Source organism: Leisingera sp. S2M4, from assembly GCF_055398055.1.
Genome location: NZ_AP040861.1, coordinates 682,549 through 703,883, shown reverse-complemented (window position 1 = coordinate 703,883; position 21,335 = coordinate 682,549). Strand labels below are relative to the sequence as shown.

Here is a 21,335-nt window from a genome sequence, read left to right as displayed (position 1 = left end):
CGCGAGTTAGCTGTCGCCGAAGACCTGCGTGAAGCTGCGCTTCAGGGCGACATCGACATCGGCCATCGTCACCGGCAGGCCGAGGTCGACCAGGCTGGTGACACCATGCTCGGAGATGCCGCAGGGAACGATTCCGGTGAAATGCTCCAGATCGGGTTCGACGTTGATGGAGATCCCGTGGAAGCTGACCCACTTGCGCAGCCGGATGCCGATGGCGGCGATCTTGTCTTCAGCCAGGCCGCCGCTGAGTGTCCGCGGTTTGTCGGGCCGTTCGACCCAGACACCGACTCGCCCCTCCCGGATGTGGCCCTGAACGTTGAACTCCTCCAGCGCTGCGATCACCCATGTCTCGAGCTGTTGCACGAAGCGGCGAACGTCATGGCCTCGCTTGCCGACGTTCAGCATCACGTAAACCACCCGCTGGCCGGGGCCGTGATAGGTGTACTGTCCACCGCGCTTGCTGTCGAAGACCGGGAACCGGTCGGGGTCGGTCAAGTCTTCGGGCTTGGCCGAGGTGCCGGCCGTGTAGAGGGGAGGGTGTTCCACCAACCAGATACATTCATCGGCTTCGCCCGCCGCGATGGCCGCAGCGCGCGATTCCATGAAGGCCACCGCCTGATCATAGTCAACCAGACCGTCTGTGGTGATCCATTCAACCATGGCTGTTGCCCTCCGTGATTTGGATGCGCGCCCCCGGCGCATGGGGATGTAGCGGTCAATATCCCGATTCCGGGGCAAGTATCCATAGGCTGCGCGCGCGCTTGATTTACCTCTTCGGAGGTCGGGTTTTCGCGGTCGTGAACATTCTGGCATAAATGATGATTTTCGACTTCACATCCCCGTCACGCTGGTCTATACGCCGCTACACCAAGCCTAAGACAGTGCGGTCGTGGCGGAATTGGTAGACGCGCAGCGTTGAGGTCGCTGTTCCTTAACCGGAGTGGAAGTTCGAGTCTTCTCGACCGCACCATCTTGGATCCCTGACGTGGCACGATGTGCGTCAGGTTGATCAAATCTCTCCCTTAGGCGATCTAAGCTACAGCTTTCTGGTGCGCGTCATCGGCTGGACCAAGACTGTTTCGGCAAACGCGCGAGCTGCAGTCGCCTGTCAGTTTTGGCGCGCTGTTCTACTCAGTTCTGACACGGCTCCATCCTTGTGTCGGCCCCTGCGATTCGGCCAAAAAAACACCCCGCCGCGGGTTCGCGCGACGGGGTGTTTGCGTATCTGGTCCGGGCGCAAAAAGCGCTCGGAGCGACTTGAGCGAAGGGCGTCAGCCCTGAAGCGACTTCACCTCGACATCTCCTTCGGCCTGCGCCTTGATCGCACGTGCCGCGGCGTTGGCGCCAGCTGCAGTGGTGAAGTAGGGGATCTTGTCGTAGAGCGCGACGGAGCGCATTTCCTTGCTGTCCTCGACCGCCTGTGCGCCCTCGGTGGTGTTCATCAACAGCTGCACCGCGCCGTCTTTCAGCATGTCGACCACGTGCGGGCGGCCCTCATAGACCTTGTTGACCAGCTCGCAAGGCACGCCCTGGGCTTCCAGCCAGCTTTGGGTGCCGCGGGTGGCGACCAGGGTAAAGCCTTGCTCCACTAGGATCTGCGCCGCTTCCAGCATCAGCTGGCCCTTGTCGGCATCCTTGATCGAGATGAAGGCGCGGCCCTTGGACGGCAGCTTCATGCCAGCGCCCATCTGCGCCTTCAGGAAGGCGCGGGCAAAGGAGCGGTCCCAGCCCATGACTTCACCGGTGGAACGCATTTCCGGGCCGAGGATGGTGTCGACACCCGGGAAGCGGGCGAAGGGCAGCACCGCTTCCTTGACCGAGAACCAGGGCATGTCCGGGTCGGCCAGGGTCATCGGGTCGGCAATCGGGGTGTTGACGTCATAGCCCGCATCCGGCCCGTAGGGCGGGCGCATCGGGAAGTTGGTCAGCGGCTCGCCGGCCATCACGCGGGCGGCGATAGAGGCGATGGCGCTGTCGGTTGCCTTGGCAACAAACGGCACGGTGCGCGAGGCGCGCGGGTTCACCTCGATCAGGTAGATCTCGCCGTCCTTGATCGCGAACTGCACGTTCATCAGGCCGACCACGTTCAGCGCCAGCGCCAGGGCGTTGGTCTGCTCCTTGATCTGCTCGATCACGTCCTTGTCGAGCGAGTAGGGCGGCAGGCTGCAGGCAGAGTCGCCGGAGTGCACGCCGGCTTCTTCGATGTGCTGCATGATGCCGGTCACGTGCACGTTCTTGCCATCGCACAGCGCGTCCACGTCCAGTTCCACCGCGCCGGCCAAGTAGCTGTCGAGCAGCACCGGGCTGTCGCCGGAAACCACGACCGCCTCGTTGATGTAGCGTTTGAGGTGGTCCATGTCGCGGACGATTTCCATCGCCCGGCCACCCAGCACGTAGGAGGGGCGGATCACCAGCGGGAAGCCGATGTCCTCGGCAATCGCCAGCGCCTGCTCGTCGGTGGACGCGATGCCGTTCTTCGGCTGCTTGAGGCCCAGCTTGTTGACCAGCGCCTGGAAGCGCTCGCGGTCTTCGGCCAGGTCGATGGCATCGGGCGAGGTGCCCAGGATCGGGATGCCCTCGGCCTCCAGCGCGTTGGCGAGTTTCAGCGGGGTCTGGCCGCCGAACTGCACGATGACGCCGTGCAGGGTGCCGTTGTCCTGCTCGACCCGCAGGATCTCCATCACGTGTTCGAACGTCAGCGGTTCGAAATACAGCCGGTCCGAAGTGTCATAGTCGGTCGACACCGTTTCCGGGTTGCAGTTGATCATGATGGTTTCATAGCCCGCATCGGTCAGCGCAAAGCAGGCGTGGCAGCAGCAGTAGTCGAATTCGATGCCCTGGCCGATCCGGTTGGGGCCGCCGCCGAGAATGACGACTTTCTTCTTGTCCGACGGGCGCGCCTCGCATTCGACATCGCCGAATGCGGGGGTCTCGTAGGTCGAGTACATATAGGGGGTCTGTGCCTCGAACTCGGCAGCGCAGGTGTCGATCCGTTTGAACACTGCGTTGACGCCCAGGGCGCGGCGGGCGGCGCGGACGTCGGCTTCCTTCTGGTCGGTCAGCTTGGCCAGGCGGGCGTCGGTGAAGCCCAGCATCTTGAGCGCGCGCAGGCCCGCTTCGTCTTTGGGCAAGCCGTCCTGGCGGATCTTGGCTTCGGCTTCGACGATCTCGCGGATGCGGGCCAGGAACCAGGGGTCGAACTTGGTGACGGCGTGGATCTCATCATCTGACAGGCCGTGGCGCATCGCTTGGGCAATCGTGCGCATCCGGTCGGGCGTCTGCTTGCCGATCGCCTTGATCACGGCGGCCTTGTCGCCGGCAGGCTCCCACGCACCGGCGCCGACGCCGTCGATGGCAACCTCGTCAAAGCCGGTGAGGCCGGATTCCATCGAGGCCAGCGCCTTTTGCAGCGATTCATGGATGGTGCGGCCAATGGCCATCGCCTCGCCCACCGATTTCATCGCGGTGGTGAGGTACGGCTCGGAGCCCGGGAATTTCTCAAAGGCGAATTTCGGGATCTTGGTGACGACATAGTCGATGGTCGGCTCGAACGACGCCGGGGTCACCTTGGTGATGTCGTTGTCCAGCTCGTCCAGGGTGTAGCCGACCGCCAGTTTTGCCGCGATCTTGGCGATCGGGAAGCCGGTCGCCTTGGAGGCCAGCGCGGAGGAGCGCGACACCCGCGGGTTCATCTCGATCACCACCATGCGGCCGTCAGCGGGGTTCACCGCCCACTGCACGTTGGAGCCGCCGGTCTCGACGCCGATCTCGCGCAGCACGTTGATCGAGTGGGTGCGCATGATCTGGTATTCTTTGTCGGTCAGCGTCAGCGCCGGGGCGACGGTGATCGAGTCGCCGGTGTGCACGCCCATCGGGTCGACGTTCTCGATCGAGCAGACGATGATCGCGTTGTCCGCCTTGTCGCGGACGACCTCCATTTCGTATTCCTTCCAGCCAAGCAGGCTTTCGTCGACCAGGATCTGGTTCACCGGCGAGGCGTCCATGCCGGAGCGGCAGAAGTGGATGTAGTCATCGCGGTTGTAGGCCACACCACCACCGGTGCCGCCGAGGGTGAAGGCCGGGCGAATGATCGCGGGCAAGCCGATTTCATCCAGCGCTTCCAGCGCGATGCGCACGCCTTCGTCCAGATCGGCAGAACCGTCCGCCTTCTTGGGCGCGGTGACGATGGTGGCCTTGGGGTTTTCGATGCCGAGGCGATCCATCGCTTCACGGAACAGCTTGCGGTCTTCGGCCATCTCGATGGCCTCGCGCTTGGCGCCAATCATCTCGACGCCGAACTTCTCAAGCACGCCCATCTCTTCCAGCGCCAGCGAGGTGTTGAGGCCGGTCTGACCGCCCATGGTGGGCAGCAGCGCGTCAGGGCGCTCTTTCTCGATGATCTTGGCGACCACTTCGGGGGTGATCGGTTCGATATAGGTGGCATCGGCCAGGCCCGGATCGGTCATGATGGTGGCCGGGTTGGAGTTCACCAGAATGACCCGGTAGCCCTCTTCGCGCAGTGCCTTACAGGCCTGGGCGCCGGAGTAGTCAAACTCGCAGGCTTGCCCAATGACAATCGGACCGGCTCCGATGATCATGATCGACTGGATGTCCGTTCTTTTGGGCATGGCAGGCTTCCTTTGGTTTTTTCGCGCGAGCAGGCTTTGAATCACGGGCGCCGAGGTGCGCCCAAATTGTCCTGCGTTATAGGCACCGCGCCGAAAGGTTCAAGGGGGATCGGAAAAGGATTGGAAAATGCCGCATCCACCCCCTTTGTTCGCATTGTGAACGTCTATATGTGGGGGCCAGAAACTGATGGAGTCAATTCTGGTGCGGATTCGTTTTGATCGCGGACCCTTGCAGGGTGGCACATATTTTGACCGGCCGCAGCGCGTGATCCGTGCCGATCGGCCGGAACAGGTGTCCGCGGCGCTGGCTGCACTGGATAGGGCGCGGGCCGAAGGGAACTGGCTGGCTGGCTATGCGACCTATGAGCTGGGCTACGCGCTGGAGTCGAAGCTGGCGGGCCGGATGCCTGAAGGGCGGCGGCTGCCGCTGTTGTGTTTCGGGGTCTACGAGGCACCGCTGCCGCAGAACGCTGAGGGCCGCGCGCGGCCCGGCCCGCAGCCGGGCTGTGCCGGTTTGGAAGCAATTACCCCCCGTTGGAGCTATGAACGCTACGCCGAGGCCTTCGCCGAGGTGAACCGCAACATCGGCAAAGGCGACATCTATCAGGCCAATCTGACTTTCCCGATTGATGCGGATGCCTATGGGACCGCTGGGGAGCTCTATGCCGCGCTGCAGGCCAAGCAGGCGGTCGGCCATGGCGTGCTGGTCGAACAGGACGGTCTGCCGGACCTTCTGTCGCGCTCGCCAGAGCTGTTCTTCCGCACCGATGCCGAAGGCGTGATCGAGACCCGCCCGATGAAGGGCACCCAGCCGCGCAGCGATGATCCGCTCGAGGATGCGCGCCGCCGCGACTTTTTGCGCCAGGACGAGAAGAACCGCGCCGAGAACCTGATGATCGTTGATCTTCTGCGCAACGACATCAGCCGCGTCGCGCAGACCGGTTCGGTGCATGTGCCGGAGCTATTCGCGGTGGAGAGCTACGCCACCGTGCACCAGATGGTGTCACTGGTGCGGGCGAAACTTCGGCCCGATGCGGGGCTGGCGGATATCCTGGGCGCGCTGTTCCCCTGCGGCTCGATCACCGGTGCCCCCAAGATCCGCGCGATGGAAATCCTCGCCGAGCTGGAGCCCTGGGCGCGTGACATCTATTGTGGGACCATCGGCTGGGCCGCGCCGGATGGATCGTCCGAGTTCAACGTGGCGATCCGCACGGTGATGCTGGAGGACGGGCGCGCCACCCTGAACGTGGGCGGCGGCGTGGTCTGGGACAGCACCGCCCAATCCGAATATGAGGAAGCGCTATGGAAAGCCCGGTTCGCCCAGGTTCCGCCGTCCAGAACGATCCCGCTTTCCGCCTGATCGAGACTTTTGGCTGGCACCCGGGCGAGGGCGCGCGTCATCTGGCGTTGCACCTGGCCCGGATGGAGCGAAGCGCGGAGGCGCTTGGCATTCCTTTCGATCGCGAAAAGGCGCAGGCAGCCGTGACTGAAGCAGGCGGTGACGCGCCGCTGCGCTGCCGGTTGACGCTGGACGCGGCCGGACAGTTCGCGCTGGCAACGACACCGCTGGGGGCAACGCCCGCGATGTGGCGGCTCGGGATCTCGCAAGCGCGTCTCGACAGCGGCGACGTCTGGCTGCGGCACAAGACAACCCGTCGCGCGCTTTACGATGCCGCCCGGGCCGCGCTGCCGGAGGGCGTGGACGAGCTGTTGTTTGTCAACCAGCGCGGCGAAGCTTGCGAGGGGACGATCACCAACATCTTCGTCATCGGCCCGGACGGGCAGATGAAAACGCCACCGCTGGCGTGCGGCTTGCTGCCCGGGGTGTTGCGCCAGCACCTGCTGGCACGCGCGGAATGCCGCGAGGCGGTGCTGACGCTGGCGGATCTACGGAATGCGCAGGCCATCTATATGGGCAATTCCCTGCGCGGGCTGATACCCGCACGGCTGGTCGACGGCTGAGCCCGGTCATTCGGATCAGCTGCGCGGTTGCCTCACCCGGGCTAGGAAACGGGCAGGGGGCAGGCCTGAAGTTGGCCAGCCGACCCAGATGGCGGCATCACGCCGACATGGCAGGCAGGGGGTGAGAGGTGGTCCGGGGAGCGCTGCCGGGGGCAAAAACGCTCGGGTAACCGCCCCGAAAGCGCCCAGTTTGCTTGACAAGCGAGCCGCAACCTAGTGTACCAGCCCGGACGAATTCCAGCGCCGCCTTGGCGCATCCCTACGGACGGTCCGCCCCCGGTCAGGCGGCCCTCAAGACGGCCCGAGACACGAAAGGTCAACCCATGCACGCTTACCGCAGCCATACCTGCGCCGAACTGAACAAATCCAACGTCGGTGAAACCGTCCGCCTCTCGGGCTGGGTTCATCGGGTCCGGGACCACGGTGGTCTGTTGTTCATTGACCTGCGGGACCATTATGGCGTGACCCAGGTGATGGCGGACCCGGACAGCCCGGTGTTTGCCGAGATCGAGAAGGTCCGCTCCGAATGGTGCATCCGCATCGACGGCGAAGTGAAGGCCCGTGACGAAAGCCTCGTGAACCCCAAGATCTCGACCGGCGAAATCGAAGTCTTCATCCGCGACATCGAGGTTCTCGGCAAATCCGAAGAGCTGCCGCTGATGGTCTTCGGCGAGCAGGAATACCCCGAGGAAACCCGCCTGCGCTATCGCTACCTCGACCTGCGCCGCGAGAAGATGCAGAAGAACATGGTGCTGCGCGCCAACATGATCCAATCGATCCGCAAACGGATGTGGGATCTTGGCTTCAACGAGTACCAGACCCCGATCATCACCGCCTCCAGCCCCGAGGGTGCGCGCGACTTCCTGGTGCCCTCGCGTCTGCATCCGGGCAAGTTCTACGCGCTGCCGCAGGCACCGCAGCAGTTCAAGCAGCTGATGATGGTCTCCGGCTTCGACAAGTATTTCCAGATCGCGCCCTGCTTCCGCGACGAGGATCCGCGCGCCGACCGGTCGCCCGCCGACTTCTACCAGCTCGACATGGAAATGTCCTTTGTCACCCAGCAGGATGTCTTCGACACCATCGCGCCGGTGATGGCAGGCGTGTTCGAGGAGTTCGGCGGTGGCCGCAAGGTGGATGCGCCGCACGAGTGGCCGCAGATTTCCTACAAGGATGCGGCCAAGTGGTACGGCACCGACAAGCCGGACCTGCGCAACCCGATCAAGATGCAGGATTGCTCCGAGCATTTCCGCGGCTCGGGCTTTGCCATCTTCGCCAAGCTTCTCGAGCAGGAGGGTACCGAAATCCGGGCCATCCCGGCCCCCACCGGCGGCTCCCGGAAGTTCTGCGACCGCATGAACAAGTTCGCGCAAGGCGAAGGCCTGCCGGGCATGGGCTATATCTTCTGGCGCGAGGGTGCCGACGGCATGGAGGCGGCCGGTCCGCTGGCCAAGAACATCGGCCCCGAGCGTACCGAGGCGATCCGCCAGCAGCTGGGACTGGGCGTTGGCGATGCGGCCTTCTTCCTCGGCGGCAAGCCGAAGTCCTTCGAAGCGGTGGCAGGCAAGGCCCGCACCGTGATCGGCGAAGAGCTGGGCCTGATCGACAAGGATCGCTTTGCCTTTGCCTGGATCGTCGATTTCCCGATCTACGAGCAGGACGAGGAAACCGGCAAGATCGATTTCGAGCACAACCCGTTCTCGATGCCGCAGGGCGGTATGGACGCGCTGCTGTCCGATCCGCTGTCGGTCAAGGGCTACCAGTATGACCTCGCCTGCAACGGTTACGAGCTGGTCTCCGGCGCGATCCGGAACCACAAGCCGGAAATCATGTTCAAGGCGTTTGAAATCGCAGGCTATGGCGAGGAAGAGGTGCGCAAGCGCTTCGGCGGCATGGTCAACGCGTTCCAGTACGGCGCCCCGCCGCACGGTGGTTGCGCGGCCGGCATCGACCGCATGGTCATGCTGCTGGCAGACGAGGCCAACATCCGCGAAGTCATCATGTTCCCGATGAACCAGCGCGCCGAAGACCTGATGATGTCGGCCCCCTCCGAGCCGATGGCAGAGCAGCTGATGGAACTGGGGCTGCGGGTGATCCCGCAGGATCAGTAACGGCAACGGACTGCTGTGGCAGGATTGCATTGGAAAGGCTCGGGGTTCGTTCCCCGGGCCTTTTTCGTCTTGGCGCCCTTGGGGTCGTCCGGGCTGCGACAGGCGGGGTTTTGCACGGCGGGCGACGGAACCGGCGGAGCTCCGCCGTGTAAGATCAACTGAACTGTGGCAGGCGGGCCGTGATCGGGTATTCTTGCCGCAGGTGACGGACCACTGGGAGTTTCGGTGCGATGCAGTTTGACAGTGATCTGGCAGCGATCCGCTTTGGCTGCGGCTTGTCACCAAGGGTCGCGGCGCCGGCCTCGGTAACCGAGATGCTGACGCGGCTGCAAGGGCCGGACGAAATGGCCAGGCGCTTTCTGATCGCCAGCCTTGAGGAAGCCTCTGCAACTGTGCCGGAATACCGGCGGTTGAACCGGCAGCGGCGGCAGGCCGAGAACCCGGCGGCGCAATCTGAGGCGGAGCAGGCGTTCAAGGCGCTGCGGCGAAAGAATGTGCAGGACCGCTTGCGCTGGCATGGGCAGCGCCTGTTGCGGCAGGTGAATACAAGCGACGGGCTGCGCGAGCGGCTGACGTTGTTCTGGGCGGATCATTTCACGGCCCAGGGCAAATCTCCGGCCACCCGGATGCTGGCAGCGCCCTATGCCGAGAGCGTGATTCGACCGCATCTGACAGGCCGGTTCGAGGAGATGTTGATTGCCGTCGTCACCAGCCCCCTGATGCTGCACTATCTGGATCAGAACCGGTCAACCGGGCCCGGCAGCCCGGCCGCGAAACAGCGCAAGGGGCGCGACGGGCTGAATGAGAATCTCGCCCGCGAAGTTCTCGAGCTGCATACGCTCGGCGTTGATGGCCCCTACAGCCAGACGGATGTGCGCGAGTTGGCGGAGCTGTTCACCGGGTTGGGGCTTACCCGCGACAACCAGTTTGTCTTCCGTCCGCGCATGGCCGAACCGGGGGCTGAAACGGTGCTCGGGCAAAGCTATGGCGGCGGGCGTGCCCGGCTGGAGCAGGTATTGGAAGCGCTGCGTGATCTGGCGCGCCACCCGGCCACCGCGCGGCATATAGCTTGGAAACTGGCCGTGCATTTCACCGCGGATAAGCCGGACCCGGACCTGGTTGAGCAGCTCGCCGCCCGTTATCAGTCGACTGACGGTGATCTTTTGGCGGTCTATCAGGCGCTGCTGGAGCATCCCGCCGCCTGGGCGCCGAAATTGGCCAACGTAAAGCCGCCGTTCGACTACGTGGCCTCTGCGTGCCGGGCGCTGGGGCTGAATGAAGACCAGATCGCTGGTCTGCGCCCAGGCCAGCAGCGCCGCCTGTTCCTCACACCGTTGACGCCGATGGGGCAGCGTTGGGGCTTTTCCAACGGGCCGGATGGTTGGCCCGAAGAAGACAGCGCCTGGATCACGCCCGCCGCACTGGCGGCGCGGTTGCGCTGGGCGCTGGCCGCGCCGCGGCAACTGACCGAGCCTTTGCCGGATCCGCGACAGTTTGCAGCCACTGCCTTGGGGCACTTCGCGGATGCACGGGTGCAATTCGCGGCCGGGGCGGCCGAAACACGGGCGGAGGCTATCGGGCTGGTGCTGTCCGCCCCGGCCTTCCAGCGCCGCTGAGACCAGGAGATCGCCATGACGTTGTCCCGCCGTTCCTTTCTGACCCGCACAGCCGCCATGGGCTGTTCACTGGCGGCCAGCCCGCTGCTGACGCCGGTCAGCTTTGCCGCCGCGCCTTGGGAGACCCGGCTGGTGGTCATTATCCTGCGCGGCGGGATGGATGCGCTCGACGTGGTGCAGCCCTATGGCGATCCCAATCTCGCCAAGTTGCGCAAGTCCTTGTCAGCCGGGCCGCAGGCCGGGGCGGCGGATCTGGACGGGTTTTATGCGCTGCATCCCGGCCTCGCCAAACTGATGCCGCTGTGGCAGCGCGGTGAGCTTGGGTTCGTGCAGGCGGTTTCCACGCCCTATCGCGACCGGCGCAGCCACTTTGATGGTCAGGACCTGCTGGAGGCCGGCACGATGGCGCTCGGCACCGCAGATGGTGGCTGGTTGAACCGCATGTTGCAGCAGATGCCGGAGGTCGAAGCGCGCACCGCTTTCGCCATCGGTCACGAAAGACTGCTGATGCTGGAAGGGGCGGCTCCGGTCTCGCAATGGGCGCCAGGTGCCGGCTTGGCGATGTCGCCGCAGGCCGAGCGCCTGGCGGGGCTGCTGATGGAGGATGACCCGCTGTTTCACCGCGCCCTGAACGAGGCGCTGGAACTGACCCGTGGGGATCTGTCGCTTGACGATGGCGGTTCCGAGGACAGCGAGGAAGACGGGTCGATGCAGACGATGATGCAGCCACCGTCTGGCAAGGCTCATACGCAGGTCGCGGACTACGCGGCGCAGCAGCTCAGCGGCGACGCCCGGATCGCGGCTTTTTCGATCAACGGATGGGATACGCATTTTCGCCAGGCTGCCGGACTGACCTCGGCGCTGGGGCGGTTGTCGGACACGATCCTGACCTTGCGCGACGGTGTCGGGGCCCCGGTCTGGCAGAAAACGGTTGTTGTCGCCGTGACCGAGTTCGGGCGGACCGCCCGCGAGAATGGCACTGGCGGCACGGACCATGGCACGGGCGGGGCGATGCTGTTGGCGGGGGGGGCGCTGCGGGGCGGTCGGGTGCTGGGGCAGTGGCCGGGCCTTGCGGAGGCGGATCTTTACGACCGGCGCGACCTGATGCCCACAGGGGACGTACGCAGCCACTTGGCCTGGCTTTTGCACGGTGCGACTGGCGTGACGCAGCGCGACCTCGAAAATGTGGTCTTTCCCGGGTTGGACATGGGGGCGGATCCGCAGCTGCTGCTTTAGCCGCAGGCCGACCACGCAGGGGCCAGCCGGGTTGGCGCCGCATGCCAAGGGCGCCCGTCTGCGGGCGGTGCCCAGCTCCTCCGGTCAGCCCTTGTCAGCCCTTGGGGGGGTGCAGGATCAGTGGTTGATCCGCAGCCGTGCTGCGGTTGCGGCGGATGGTGCGTGCCTCCAGCCGGGTCTGACCATAAAGCACGATCACCAGGGTCGTCAGGGCGATCAGGAAAATCTCGCCCATGTCAGATCGCCGCCTTGCGTTCCAGCCGCTCCTGCACGAGACCGGCGACGATTGCCGTATCCTGCGTCAGCGGTTTGCCGTTTCGACGCGATTCCGCCAGCTGCTCGGCGGCATCGGCCAGCGCCCGGTCTCCGGCGCTGCGGGCAACGCCGCCGAGAAATTGCGCGAGATAGGCGATGGTCTTCTCTTCCTGTCCCATGCTGAGAACATCCGCGGCATGGGCCATGTCGTCGCGAAAGGCGAGCTGGTCGGGTTCGACGGTCTCATCCGTCAGGCTGCGCGGCCCGCTGGCCTGCTGGCTGGCGGGCAGGGCGGCCAGGATCTTCTGCTGAAAGGTCGCAAGCGAGGTGATTGGCTTTTCCATGAAATCGGCGGCCCCGGCCTCAATGGCGGGCTGCTGCAGCGCCGGGTCGCCGGACGTGGCGAGGATGACATCCGGGCGCGCGCTGGCCGTGGCAAGCTCGCTGATCAGGTCCAGACCGGACCCATCCGGCAGGCCGACATCGACGATCAGCACCGAGGGACGATAGACCTGCAAATGGCGGCGGGCCGATTTCAGGCAATCGGCGCGGCGAATGCGGGCACCGCTGCGCAGGCAGAGAAGACGCATGGCTTCGCAGGCAAAGCGGCTGTCCTCCACTACGAGAATGGTCAGGCCCAGGAGTGGGCGGCGTGAAGTGGGCATGCGTTGGGCGGCTGCAAACAGTTCCGAATCGTCCATAACTTATCCTCCTTGCGGGATATGCCACGACGCTAGGAACTCTAGGCTAATACCGGGTTAACGCGGCGCGCGCCGCTGCGGGCAACCGCCACCCCGCGCGCAATGGCGCACTTGCCGCGGCGCAGCAATGGCCGCATAACCTAGGCAAGGGAACAAAATGCGAAGAGGAGCGCAGACCTGATGATCGGCCGATTGAACCACGTAGCCATTGCCGTCCCCGACCTTGAGGCGGCATCCGCGCAGTACCGCAACACCTTGGGCGCCAAGGTGGGCGCGCCCCAGGATGAGCCGGATCACGGGGTGACGGTGGTCTTCATCGAACTGCCCAACACCAAGATCGAACTGCTGTATCCGCTGGGCGAGAACTCTCCGATCAAGGGGTTTCTCGAGAAGAACCCGGCAGGCGGCATTCACCATATCTGCTACGAGGTCGAGGATATTCTCGCCGCGCGCGATCACCTGAAGGCCGAAGGCGCCCGGGTGCTGGGCACGGGAGAGCCCAAGATCGGCGCCCATGGCAAGCCGGTGCTGTTCCTGCACCCGAAGGATTTCAACGGCTGCCTGGTGGAACTCGAGCAGGTTTGACGTTATGAGCGTCCTGCCCCATTTTGGGGGCAGGCAAATTCACCGGAGGCCGACGACATGGGTGTGACTTCAGCAATAGTGCTTTATGCGGTCATCTGGTTCATGACCTTTCTGGTGGTGATCCCGATTCGCCTGCAGACACAGGGCGACCTGGGCGAGGTGGTGCCGGGCACCCATGCAGGCGCACCTGAAAATCACTACCTGAAACAGAAGGCCTGGATCACCACCGGGGTTGCCGCGCTGATCTGGGCGGTAACCTGCGCCATCGTGATTTCTGGCGTGATCTCGGTGCGCGACTTTGACTGGATGGGTATGATGCCGCCGGTTTCCGGCGACGCGAAGTAACTCGTCAGGACCAGCAACGCGCGGGCCCGGAGCTTCAGGGCCCGGCGGCCCGTGGCAGCCGCGTTTCTGCCTTCATGTCTCTCGAGTAAACAATCGTTCCCAAGCCCGGCTTGGGGGTGGCGCCGCGCTGGTGCGCGGCGCGCATAGTGCATTACTGCCGCGACAGCGCGTGGTAGAGATGGGTGAATGTTGCTGCCCCGAGGATCGGGATGATCAGGTTCAGCAGCGGCACCGACAACGGCATCGCCATCAACGTACCGGCCACCCAGATGGTGCCAGCATGCCTGCGCCGCAGTTTCTTCGCCTCGGCGGTGCCGATGCGCCGCGCGGCCGCAAGGGTGAAATATTCGCGCCCCAGAAGGAAGCCATTCAGCCCCCAGAAGATGAACAGCATCGCGGGCGGAAACAGAAGATAGAGCACGATCGCCAAAAGGTTGGCGGCAATCAGCAGGCCCAGAAAATTGACGGTATCCTTGACCCCGTCCCAGAACGGCACCTTGGCCGCCGGGGGCAGGGTGGGGTAATGTTTGTCCTCGACCGCCTGCGCCACGTCCTCGAGAAACAGCGAGGTAATGGCCGATGCCACCGGCACCATCAGGAAGACCGACAAGAGCAGCATCACGACCAGGGAGCCGACTGACAGCAGGTCATCCAGCCAGGTCACCTGTCCGACCAGCGGCAGCGTGGCGTCGGGACCGACAAGCCACTGGATCAGCACCACGAAACCGGCATAGGCGGCCACCAGCAAAGCAATGGTCAGCCCCAGCCCCTTGAACAGCACCCGGCGAAACCGCGGATCCCCGGATTGGCCTAGGGTCTTGAAAAAGGCGTCGAAAATCATGCGCTGATCCAGGTCGTCTTGGCTTCGATGTCGGGGCGCGGGCGCTCTGGCGGCGGTGCGGTTTCGGTCGCGATATGGATGATGCCCGCGACCCGTTCATGCGCTTCAAGGCCAAAGGCCTCCTTGCAGAACTGCGGATCATGGCTGGCCCAGCCGCTGAGCCAGTTGGCGCCCCAGCCCGAGGCCAGCGCTGCGTTCAACAGCGACAGGCAGACGGCGCCGGCAGAGTAGCTTTGCTCGATTGCCGGGATCTTGGGGCTGGGGGTCTGAACTTCGACCACAACCACGGCCAGCTGCCCAAGGTCGAACTGGCTGCGTCCCTTGGCGATGTCCTCGGCGCTCTTACCAAGGCGGGTTCCGGCTTCCTCGGTCAAGGTGGCGAGCCGCGCCATGGCCGGACGTTCGACGACAATGAAACGCCAAGGCTCCAGCTTGCCATGGTCGGGGGTGCGGGCGGCGGCTGTCAAGATCGGTAGCAGCTGGTCGCGCGTCGGGGCCGGTGCTGTCAGGGTCTTTGCCGGGCGCGAACGGCGGGTGAGCAGGAACTCCAGCGCGGCGTCGTTGCGGCTGGCGGGAGCGGAACTTTCGGACATATGTAAATCCTTTTTACATCGCTTGCCGTCTATTTCGGCAACCTGCGGTCATTTTTCAAGGGGCAAAGGCCTTGCGTGCCGGGAATGCCTGCCAGAGGCAAGCAGGGAAGGGCGCAGCTGGGGCATCACGCGAGTGATAGACGGGCACCCCCGGGGGCGTCTATGGTTTTCCCGGTTTCGAAGGGAAAATCTCAGCCGATGGGTAAACCGAAAAGGAAGGACCTGCCCGATCTGGGCCATCTTTGCGTGCCGGGCCAGCAGATTGCGGTGCGCGCGCAGCCGCGCTCGGCGCGCGATGCCGTGGTGGAGGCCGATGACGGATCCCTGCGGGTCATGGTGAAGGAGGCGCCGGAAAACGGCAAGGCAACCGAGGCGGTCCGCCGCCTGCTGGCCCGCGCCATGGGGGGTGGCTGCAAGCCAACTGGAGCTGTGCCGCGGGGCAACATCACGCAACAAGCTCTTCGTTTATATCGGTCCCGTCGGCTCAGGCTCGCAGCGGGGCTAGTCCTTTTCCTCGATCAGGCGGTACACGCCTTCGGGCAGGTCCAGGGCCGCGGCCAGATCCCGCACCTGAAGATGGGACAGGGTGATCTTCTGCACGCTGTCGGTACGTGGATCATACTGTTCCACGGTGACGCACTCGGCGAAGGCGTTGATGGTGACATCCTCGGCGAGCGGGACATTGTCCTCGTCAACCAGGGTGATGACTGTGGAGTCAAACTCATGTTCGATTGTAAACATGCTGCCAGCCTGCATGACCGCCAGCAATCTGGCAAGACCTTCAAAACGCCGCCGTTCACAAGATCCTTCCGGCAAAGTTCCGCCGCCGTGCGATTGCGAACGAGGGCGGAGCTGCGATACAGTGCGCGAAATGTGAAAGGAGCCGTCATGCGCCTGTTTTCCTGCTTGCTGGCCTTGTCCGTCAGCGCCTGTACCCTCACCACCACACCGGTGCCGACGTCACAACCGGCGCCCGTGCCGAATGCGCCGACCCCGGCGTCGTCGACGCAAGGCATGTCCGCCGCGCAGGCGAAGGCGGCCTTTGCGTCCGTGTCACGGCGGGTGGAGCCGGTTGCGGAACGCGAGTGCCGCAAGCGCACGCAGGGCATGAACTGTGACTTCCTGATCGGCATAGATCCGAACCCCTCCGCCGCGCCCAATGCCTACCAGAGCCTCGATCGCAACGGACGCCCCCTGATCACCTTTACCCAGCGCATGCTGCGCGAGATCGCCAACGAGGACGAACTGGCCTTCGTGATGTCCCATGAAGCGGCCCATCACATCCGGGGCCATTTGGCACGACAGGAGCAGACAACCGTGTTGGCGAGCGTCGGTGCGGGGGCGATCACGTCCGTGTTCGGCGGCGGCGAGGCGGCCGTGTCGCTGGCACGGGACCTGGGCGGCTTTGTGGGCTCGAGGGCCTACTCCAAGAGCCATGAGCTGGAGGCGGACGAGTTGGGCACCATCATCACCCATGCCGCGGGGTATCGCCCCAGCGTGGGCGTGCAGTTCTTCAACCGGTTGCCGGATCCGGGCGACCAGTTCCTGGGCACCCATCCGCCCAACCCGAACCGGGTGCAGGTGGTGCAATCCACGATCCAGCGCCACGGGTTGAACTGACCATGTCAGCAGAGGACGGCGCTGCGGCCGTGCAGACGCTCAACCGGCTCGGCGTGGTGCTGAGCGACCGCGGCTCGCGCTATGCGGTCAGCGGTGCGCGTGTCCGCACCCGCGCCGATATCGACGCGGTGCTGGCCGAGCTGAAATCCGACCGGGCGTACGCCAAGGCGACCCACAATACCTGGGCGGCCGTGCTGCCCACTGGCGCGCTCAAGGCGGATGACGGCGAAAGCGGTGCCGGTATGGTCATCCTGCGCATGATGGAACGCGAGCAGCTGTCCGACCACCTGATCATCGTGACGCGCTGGTATGGTGGCAAGAAGCTGGGCGGCGACCGCTTTCGCCGCGTACAGGATGCAGTCCGCGAATACCTCGGCCAGCACCACTGAAAGATCGCAGCGGACCGCGCGGGTCGGTCCGCTGACTGACTTGACCTAGGTCAAGGAGGCACTGGCACGGGCACCCTAAGGTGCACCTGAAATGAATGATAGCAGGATCCGTGCCATGCCCTCGCAACTTTCGCTGAAACAACACGCTGAACTGTTTGACCGGATGGCCTGTGCCGTTGGCCTCGATCTCGAGGAGGAGGCGGTCTCGGGGGCCTTCCAGTTCGATGAAATCGCTGAGGCGGTGCTGCGCTGTCGGCGTTGCGGCAATGTCAAAGCCTGTAAAAAGTGGCTGACCGATGCGCCGGATGCGGGGGCTGGGCAGGGATTGGCGCCGGATTTCTGTCGCAATCGGGACCTTCTGGCCTATCTGCAGGAGCCGCGAGATTGATGCCGCGCAAGATCCCCCATTCGCGTCGAAGGCTTCTGGCATGAGAGACTTGGGTGACGAGACCCGGAGTCTCGGGAACATCTACCGCCATCTCTGGCTAATGCGCTCGCTGGCGTCCGCTGCCGGGCTGGATCTCGACGCAGCCTTGGCAGAAGGGCGCCTGTCGCCACTGGAGTTTTCGCAAATGGTCACGGCCTGCCGCGGTGGCGGGTGCAGCAAGTCCTGCGCCCTATGGCTGACCGCGCAGAAGAATGCTGACCAGGCGGCGATCCCGGACTTCTGCGCCAGCGCCGAAATCCTGCGGCGTCTGGGATGATGACGTCTGTCGCCAGCTTCTGCCATTGCGCGTCCGCCCGCACTGGGTAATCTGGGGAAAAGCCCCCGGACCACGGGTGGCAGGGCATGAGGAGTGGGCTGATGAAGCTGATAATCCGGGTCATTTCGGCGCTGGCGCTGACGGTCGCGTTGCTGGCGGCTCTGGTGGTGCTGTTGCCGGGAGAGAAAATCGCCCGGCTGGCGGCGGATCAGCTGGAAAGCCAGACCGGGCGCAAGCTGACCTTTGGCGGTCCGGTGCGGCTCAGCTTCTGGCCGGTGCTGGGCGTCAAGGCGGATGCTGTCACCCTGTCCAACGCGCCATGGGCCGGGCCCGAGCCGCTGTTGCGGGCGGAACGGCTGACCATCGGGGTCGATGCTGCGGATCTGTTGCGTGGCAACGTGCGCGTGACCGAAGTCTCGGCCATTTTGCCGCATCTCAACCTCGCAACCCGCGAAGATGGCACCGGCAACTGGGAATTCGGCCCGCCGCCAGCCGAAGTCAGTAACGCACCGGCTGGGGGTGACAGCACTCTGCCCCTGCGGATCGAGGCGGTCGAGCTGACCGGCGCTTCCCTGCGGTACACCGTGCATGGCCAGGACCCGGTGGCGCTGAGCAACGCCGACTTCGGACTGCGTTGGCCGGATCCGACCGGGCCCGCCACGGTGCGCGCGACGCTCCGCCCCGCGGGAGAGCCGGTCGAGGTCGAGGCGGAGATCGGAACCTTCGCGGCCTTCCTCTCCGGCGAGGTGGCCCCGGTCGGTCTGTCCATCGCAGCGCCGGGCGGCAAGGCACGTTACGACGGCCACGCGGATGTGCGTGGCGAGGGCAGTGGTCGGCTGACGGTGGCCGCGACCAATGCAAGACAGATGGCGGCTGCGCTGGGGGCCGCACTGTCGCCAACCCTGGGCTTGGCCCAGAAGGCGATGTTCGGCGCCGATGCGACCTATACGGCGGACGGGCGTCTGTCCCTGCGTGACCTGATCGTGGAGACCGGTGGCAATCGGTTGACCGGGGCCGCGGATGTCGCCATCGGGGAGCGTCCGAAGATTACCGCGCAACTCAAGGGGCAGGCGCTGGATCTTTCCACTCTTCTGGCCGCCGGTAAGGCTGACGCGCGTCAGGCCGCGGGCGAGGCGGATAGCGCCTCTGCCTCGGGCTGGTCGACGGAGCATATCGATGCCTCGATACTGGATTTGGCGGATGCGGATGTGGACATGTCCTTCGACAGTCTCGCGGCTGGCGGTATTCGGATGGGCGCAAGCCAGCTGAACCTGACCATCGAACGCAGCCGCGCGGTGCTGAAATTTCTGCCCGCGGCGATGTTTGGCGGCCAGGTGCAGGGGCAGCTGGTGGCGAACAACCGAAACGGGCTGTCAGTGGGCGGCAACCTGACCTTTGATGGCGTCCTTCTGGAACGCGCCCTGGGCGAGACTGCCGATTACACCCGACTGAACGGCGAGGCGCTGGGCGGGCTGGAATTCCTCGGCTCAGGCAATTCGATCGATGCGATCATGCGCTCGCTCAGCGGCAAGGGCTGGCTGGAGGCTGGCAAGGGCTTCTTCACCGGCTTCGACCTGGAGGCCCTGATGCGCTCGGGCGGCAATGGCGGCAGCACCGTGTTCGATCAGCTCTCGGCCAGCTACGAGATCAAGGATGGCAGCCTGAAGAACGAGGACCTTCTGCTGCTGCTCAAGGGGCTGCGGGCGCAGGGCAAGGGGCGCATCGGTCTGGGGGCACGGGATCTCGACTACCTGTTCACGCCACAGCTGGCCCGCGCCGGCAGCGACCAGATCCTCTCCATCCCGGTCCGCATCCGCGGCAGTTGGGATGCCCCGACGATCCGTCCGGAGTTCGATCAGGCGTTGCAGCCCCGGATCGACGAAATCGAGCAACAGGCCAAGGATCGTGTGCGCCAGAAGCTGAGCGAGGAGCTGGAGACCGAAATCGCCCCCGAGCAGAATTTGAACGACCTGCTGAAACAGCGCATCGAGCAGGAAGCCCGCGACCAGCTGCTGAAACTGCTTGGCGGCAACTGACGACCCAGGCCGGCGGCCGGGTCAAGGAGGGCCAAAGGCCCCCGGGCGCAGCCAGGCGTGTCATTGACGCGGCCGCTGGCGCCTTACACTTGAATTGGCGCATTAGAGGGCACACCTGCCCTTACATCGCTTCTCAGCAAATGAATGCGCCCGCCGAAGGCGGGCGCGGGTCGCCTGCGACAGCAGGCGAAATCACTCTTTGTCACCAGATCAGATGGTCTGGTCGTACTCCCCCACCAGCGGTTCGGTGCGGATCACAGCGTCGATGTCGGCAAAGATCGCCCGCATCTCGGCTTCGCTCTCTGCGCTTTCGCAGACCACCACCAGGTTCGGCGTGTTGGACGACGCCCGCACCAGCCCCCAGGAGCCGTTGTCCAGGATCACCCGTGCACCGTTGACGGTGACGACCTCCTTGATGGCGCGGCCGGCCAGCTGTTCGCCCGCCTCGTGCTTGGCCACCAGTTTCTGCACCAGCCGTTCCAGCACGGCGTATTTCTCGGTGTCGGCGCAATAGGGCGACATGGTCGGGGTCGACCAGGTCTTGGGCAGCGCCTTGCGCAGGTCGGACATCGACTTGTCGGGGTTGCGGTCCAGCATCTTGCAGACCTCGACCGCGACGCGCATGCCGCAGTCGTAGCCGCGGCCCACCGGTTCAGCCAGGAAATAGTGGCCGGATTTCTCGAACCCTGCCAGCGCGCCGATTTCCTTCACCCGGCGCTTCATGTGGCTGTGGCCGGTCTTCCAATAGTCGGCCTTCACGCCGTTCTTCTGCAGCTCCGGGTCGGAGGCAAAGAGGCCAGTGGATTTCACATCCGCCACGAAGGTCGCGTTGGGGTGCAGCTTGGACAGGTCGCGGGCCATGATGACGCCCACCTTGTCGGCAAAGATCTCCTCGCCCTCGTCGTCCACCACGCCGCAGCGGTCGCCGTCGCCGTCAAACCCAAGCGCCAGGTCGGCGCCCGAGGCTTTCACGCTGGCCGACATGTCGTGCAGCATTTCCATCGCTTCGGGGTTGGGGTTGTAGTTCGGGAAGGTGTAGTCGAGCCGGTTGTGGCTGTCCACGACCTCAACCCCTATGCGCTTGAAGATCTCCGGCGCGAAGGCGGCGGCGGTGCCGTTGCCGGTGGCGCAGACCACTTTCAGCGGGCGGGACATTTTGAAGTCACCCACCAGGTCGTCGATATAGGCTTCCTTGACGCCTTCGACGAATTCATAGGAGCCGCCGGGCGCGGGCTCGCCTTCGCCGTTCAGCACGATGTCGCGCAGCTCTGCCATCTCGTCCGGGCCGTGGGTCAGCGGGCGGTCAAAGCCCATCTTGACACCGGTCCAGCCGTTCGGGTTGTGGCTGGCGGTGACCATGGCCACCGCGGGCACGTCCAGATGGAACTGGGCGAAATAGGCCATCGGCGACAGGGCAGGGCCGATGTCCTTGACCTGAATGCCCGCCTGCATCAGGCCGAGGATCAGCGCATTCTTGATCGCCAGGGAATAGTCGCGGTAGTCGTTGCCGACCGCGATCACCGGCTCGATCCCGCGTTTGCGCATCTGGGTGCCGAGACCCAGGCCAAGCGCGGTCATGCCGGGCAGGTTGATCTCCTCGGGGTACTTCCAGCGCGCGTCATATTCGCGAAAGCCGGTGGGCTTGATCATCGCGTCACGCAGAAAGCTCCAGGTGTTCGGGGTCACCTCAGGCAGGGGTTTGCTCATCTCAAAATA

20 protein-coding genes, 1 tRNA gene and 1 pseudogene are annotated in these 21,335 nt (G+C 64.7%); 14 read left to right on the top strand and 8 right to left on the bottom strand.

From position 1 onward, the window contains the following. Window positions 1–6: 6 nt before the first annotated feature. Window positions 7–702, bottom strand: a complete 696-nt coding sequence (lipB, locus tag ACZ52D_RS03435; protein WP_464442551.1) for a lipoyl(octanoyl) transferase LipB — start codon at window positions 700–702, stop codon at window positions 7–9. A 181-nt stretch (window positions 703–883) separates the two neighbouring features. Here lipB and ACZ52D_RS03430 point away from each other — a divergent pair. After that, window positions 884–970, top strand: a tRNA-Leu gene (locus ACZ52D_RS03430). A gap of 301 nt (window positions 971–1,271) precedes the next feature. Here ACZ52D_RS03430 and carB read toward each other — a convergent pair. Beyond that, on the bottom strand, window positions 1,272–4,628 hold the full coding sequence (gene carB, locus ACZ52D_RS03425) for a carbamoyl-phosphate synthase large subunit (protein WP_464442550.1): 3,357 nt from the start codon (window positions 4,626–4,628) through the stop codon (window positions 1,272–1,274). A 202-nt stretch (window positions 4,629–4,830) separates the two neighbouring features. Between carB and ACZ52D_RS03420 the strand changes: the two genes are divergently transcribed. From ACZ52D_RS03420 to ACZ52D_RS03400, 5 genes are all read left to right on the top strand, one after another. Further along, entirely contained in the window at window positions 4,831–5,988 is a 1,158-nt protein-coding gene (locus ACZ52D_RS03420) for an aminodeoxychorismate synthase component I (protein ID WP_464443111.1), read from the top strand. After that, window positions 5,931–6,590, top strand: a complete 660-nt coding sequence (locus ACZ52D_RS03415) for an aminotransferase class IV family protein (protein ID WP_464442549.1) — start codon at window positions 5,931–5,933, stop codon at window positions 6,588–6,590. The genes ACZ52D_RS03420 and ACZ52D_RS03415 overlap by 58 nt, the downstream gene beginning before the upstream one ends. A 323-nt stretch (window positions 6,591–6,913) precedes the next feature. Further along, window positions 6,914–8,698 carry an aspartate--tRNA ligase gene (aspS, locus tag ACZ52D_RS03410; RefSeq protein ID WP_222455264.1) on the top strand — a complete coding sequence of 595 codons (1,785 nt, stop codon included), beginning with the start codon at window positions 6,914–6,916 and terminating at the stop codon, window positions 8,696–8,698. A 230-nt stretch (window positions 8,699–8,928) separates the two neighbouring features. After that, entirely contained in the window at window positions 8,929–10,314 is a 1,386-nt protein-coding gene (locus tag ACZ52D_RS03405) for a DUF1800 domain-containing protein (protein WP_464442548.1), read from the top strand. A 15-nt stretch (window positions 10,315–10,329) separates the two neighbouring features. After that, on the top strand, window positions 10,330–11,550 hold the full coding sequence (locus tag ACZ52D_RS03400) for a DUF1501 domain-containing protein (RefSeq protein WP_464442547.1): 1,221 nt from the start codon (window positions 10,330–10,332) through the stop codon (window positions 11,548–11,550). Window positions 11,551–11,644: 94 nt separating this feature from the next. Here the strand turns inward: ACZ52D_RS03400 and ACZ52D_RS03395 are convergent, their stop codons facing one another. Together ACZ52D_RS03395 and ACZ52D_RS03390 are read right to left on the bottom strand one after the other, a co-directional pair. Further along, window positions 11,645–11,785, bottom strand: coding sequence for a hypothetical protein (locus ACZ52D_RS03395; protein ID WP_369926098.1), 141 nt, complete (start codon window positions 11,783–11,785; stop codon window positions 11,645–11,647). Window position 11,786: 1 nt separating this feature from the next. Next, window positions 11,787–12,506 carry a response regulator gene (locus tag ACZ52D_RS03390; RefSeq protein WP_222455261.1) on the bottom strand — a complete coding sequence of 240 codons (720 nt, stop codon included), beginning with the start codon at window positions 12,504–12,506 and terminating at the stop codon, window positions 11,787–11,789. A 180-nt stretch (window positions 12,507–12,686) separates the two neighbouring features. Between ACZ52D_RS03390 and mce the strand changes: the two genes are divergently transcribed. Both mce and ACZ52D_RS03380 read left to right on the top strand, forming a co-directional pair. Beyond that, a complete protein-coding gene (mce, locus tag ACZ52D_RS03385; protein WP_222455260.1) occupies window positions 12,687–13,091 on the top strand; it encodes a methylmalonyl-CoA epimerase in 405 nt (134 codons plus the stop codon). A gap of 57 nt (window positions 13,092–13,148) precedes the next feature. Continuing rightward, entirely contained in the window at window positions 13,149–13,436 is a 288-nt protein-coding gene (locus tag ACZ52D_RS03380; protein ID WP_369926101.1) for a DUF1467 family protein, read from the top strand. A 151-nt stretch (window positions 13,437–13,587) separates the two neighbouring features. Here the strand turns inward: ACZ52D_RS03380 and ACZ52D_RS03375 are convergent, their stop codons facing one another. Both ACZ52D_RS03375 and ACZ52D_RS03370 read right to left on the bottom strand, forming a co-directional pair. Beyond that, window positions 13,588–14,277: an EI24 domain-containing protein gene (locus tag ACZ52D_RS03375; protein ID WP_464442546.1), complete on the bottom strand. Its 690-nt coding sequence runs from the start codon at window positions 14,275–14,277 to the stop codon at window positions 13,588–13,590. Next, window positions 14,274–14,870: a nitroreductase family protein gene (locus tag ACZ52D_RS03370; RefSeq protein WP_369926105.1), complete on the bottom strand. Its 597-nt coding sequence runs from the start codon at window positions 14,868–14,870 to the stop codon at window positions 14,274–14,276. The genes ACZ52D_RS03375 and ACZ52D_RS03370 overlap by 4 nt, the downstream gene beginning before the upstream one ends. An 84-nt stretch (window positions 14,871–14,954) precedes the next feature. Here ACZ52D_RS03370 and ACZ52D_RS03365 point away from each other — a divergent pair. Then, window positions 14,955–15,215, top strand: a pseudogene (locus tag ACZ52D_RS03365) (hypothetical protein); the annotation flags it as partial. Window positions 15,216–15,371: 156 nt separating this feature from the next. Here the strand turns inward: ACZ52D_RS03365 and ACZ52D_RS03360 are convergent. Next, on the bottom strand, window positions 15,372–15,611 hold the full coding sequence (locus tag ACZ52D_RS03360) for a hypothetical protein (protein ID WP_222455255.1): 240 nt from the start codon (window positions 15,609–15,611) through the stop codon (window positions 15,372–15,374). A 147-nt stretch (window positions 15,612–15,758) separates the two neighbouring features. On the opposite strand from ACZ52D_RS03360, the gene ACZ52D_RS03355 reads away from it, so the two are divergent. The 5 genes from ACZ52D_RS03355 to ACZ52D_RS03335 all read left to right on the top strand — a co-directional run bounded on the left by ACZ52D_RS03355 (window position 15,759) and on the right by ACZ52D_RS03335 (window position 19,619). Then, window positions 15,759–16,490 (top strand): M48 family metalloprotease, encoded by a 732-nt coding sequence (locus ACZ52D_RS03355; RefSeq protein ID WP_464443110.1) that lies wholly within the window; start codon window positions 15,759–15,761, stop codon window positions 16,488–16,490. Window positions 16,491–16,492: 2 nt separating this feature from the next. Further along, window positions 16,493–16,879 carry a YigZ family protein gene (locus ACZ52D_RS03350; RefSeq protein ID WP_417474176.1) on the top strand — a complete coding sequence of 129 codons (387 nt, stop codon included), beginning with the start codon at window positions 16,493–16,495 and terminating at the stop codon, window positions 16,877–16,879. A 115-nt stretch (window positions 16,880–16,994) separates the two neighbouring features. After that, on the top strand, window positions 16,995–17,267 hold the full coding sequence (locus tag ACZ52D_RS03345) for a DUF6455 family protein (protein ID WP_464442545.1): 273 nt from the start codon (window positions 16,995–16,997) through the stop codon (window positions 17,265–17,267). A 40-nt stretch (window positions 17,268–17,307) separates the two neighbouring features. After that, complete coding sequence (locus ACZ52D_RS03340) at window positions 17,308–17,583, top strand: DUF6455 family protein (protein ID WP_464442544.1); 276 nt, start codon at window positions 17,308–17,310, stop codon at window positions 17,581–17,583. A 101-nt stretch (window positions 17,584–17,684) separates the two neighbouring features. Beyond that, window positions 17,685–19,619 carry an AsmA family protein gene (locus ACZ52D_RS03335; protein ID WP_464442543.1) on the top strand — a complete coding sequence of 645 codons (1,935 nt, stop codon included), beginning with the start codon at window positions 17,685–17,687 and terminating at the stop codon, window positions 19,617–19,619. A 210-nt stretch (window positions 19,620–19,829) separates the two neighbouring features. Here ACZ52D_RS03335 and ACZ52D_RS03330 read toward each other — a convergent pair whose 3' ends face one another. Further along, window positions 19,830–21,326, bottom strand: coding sequence for a phosphomannomutase/phosphoglucomutase (locus tag ACZ52D_RS03330; protein ID WP_464442542.1), 1,497 nt, complete (start codon window positions 21,324–21,326; stop codon window positions 19,830–19,832). Window positions 21,327–21,335 lie beyond the last annotated feature (9 nt).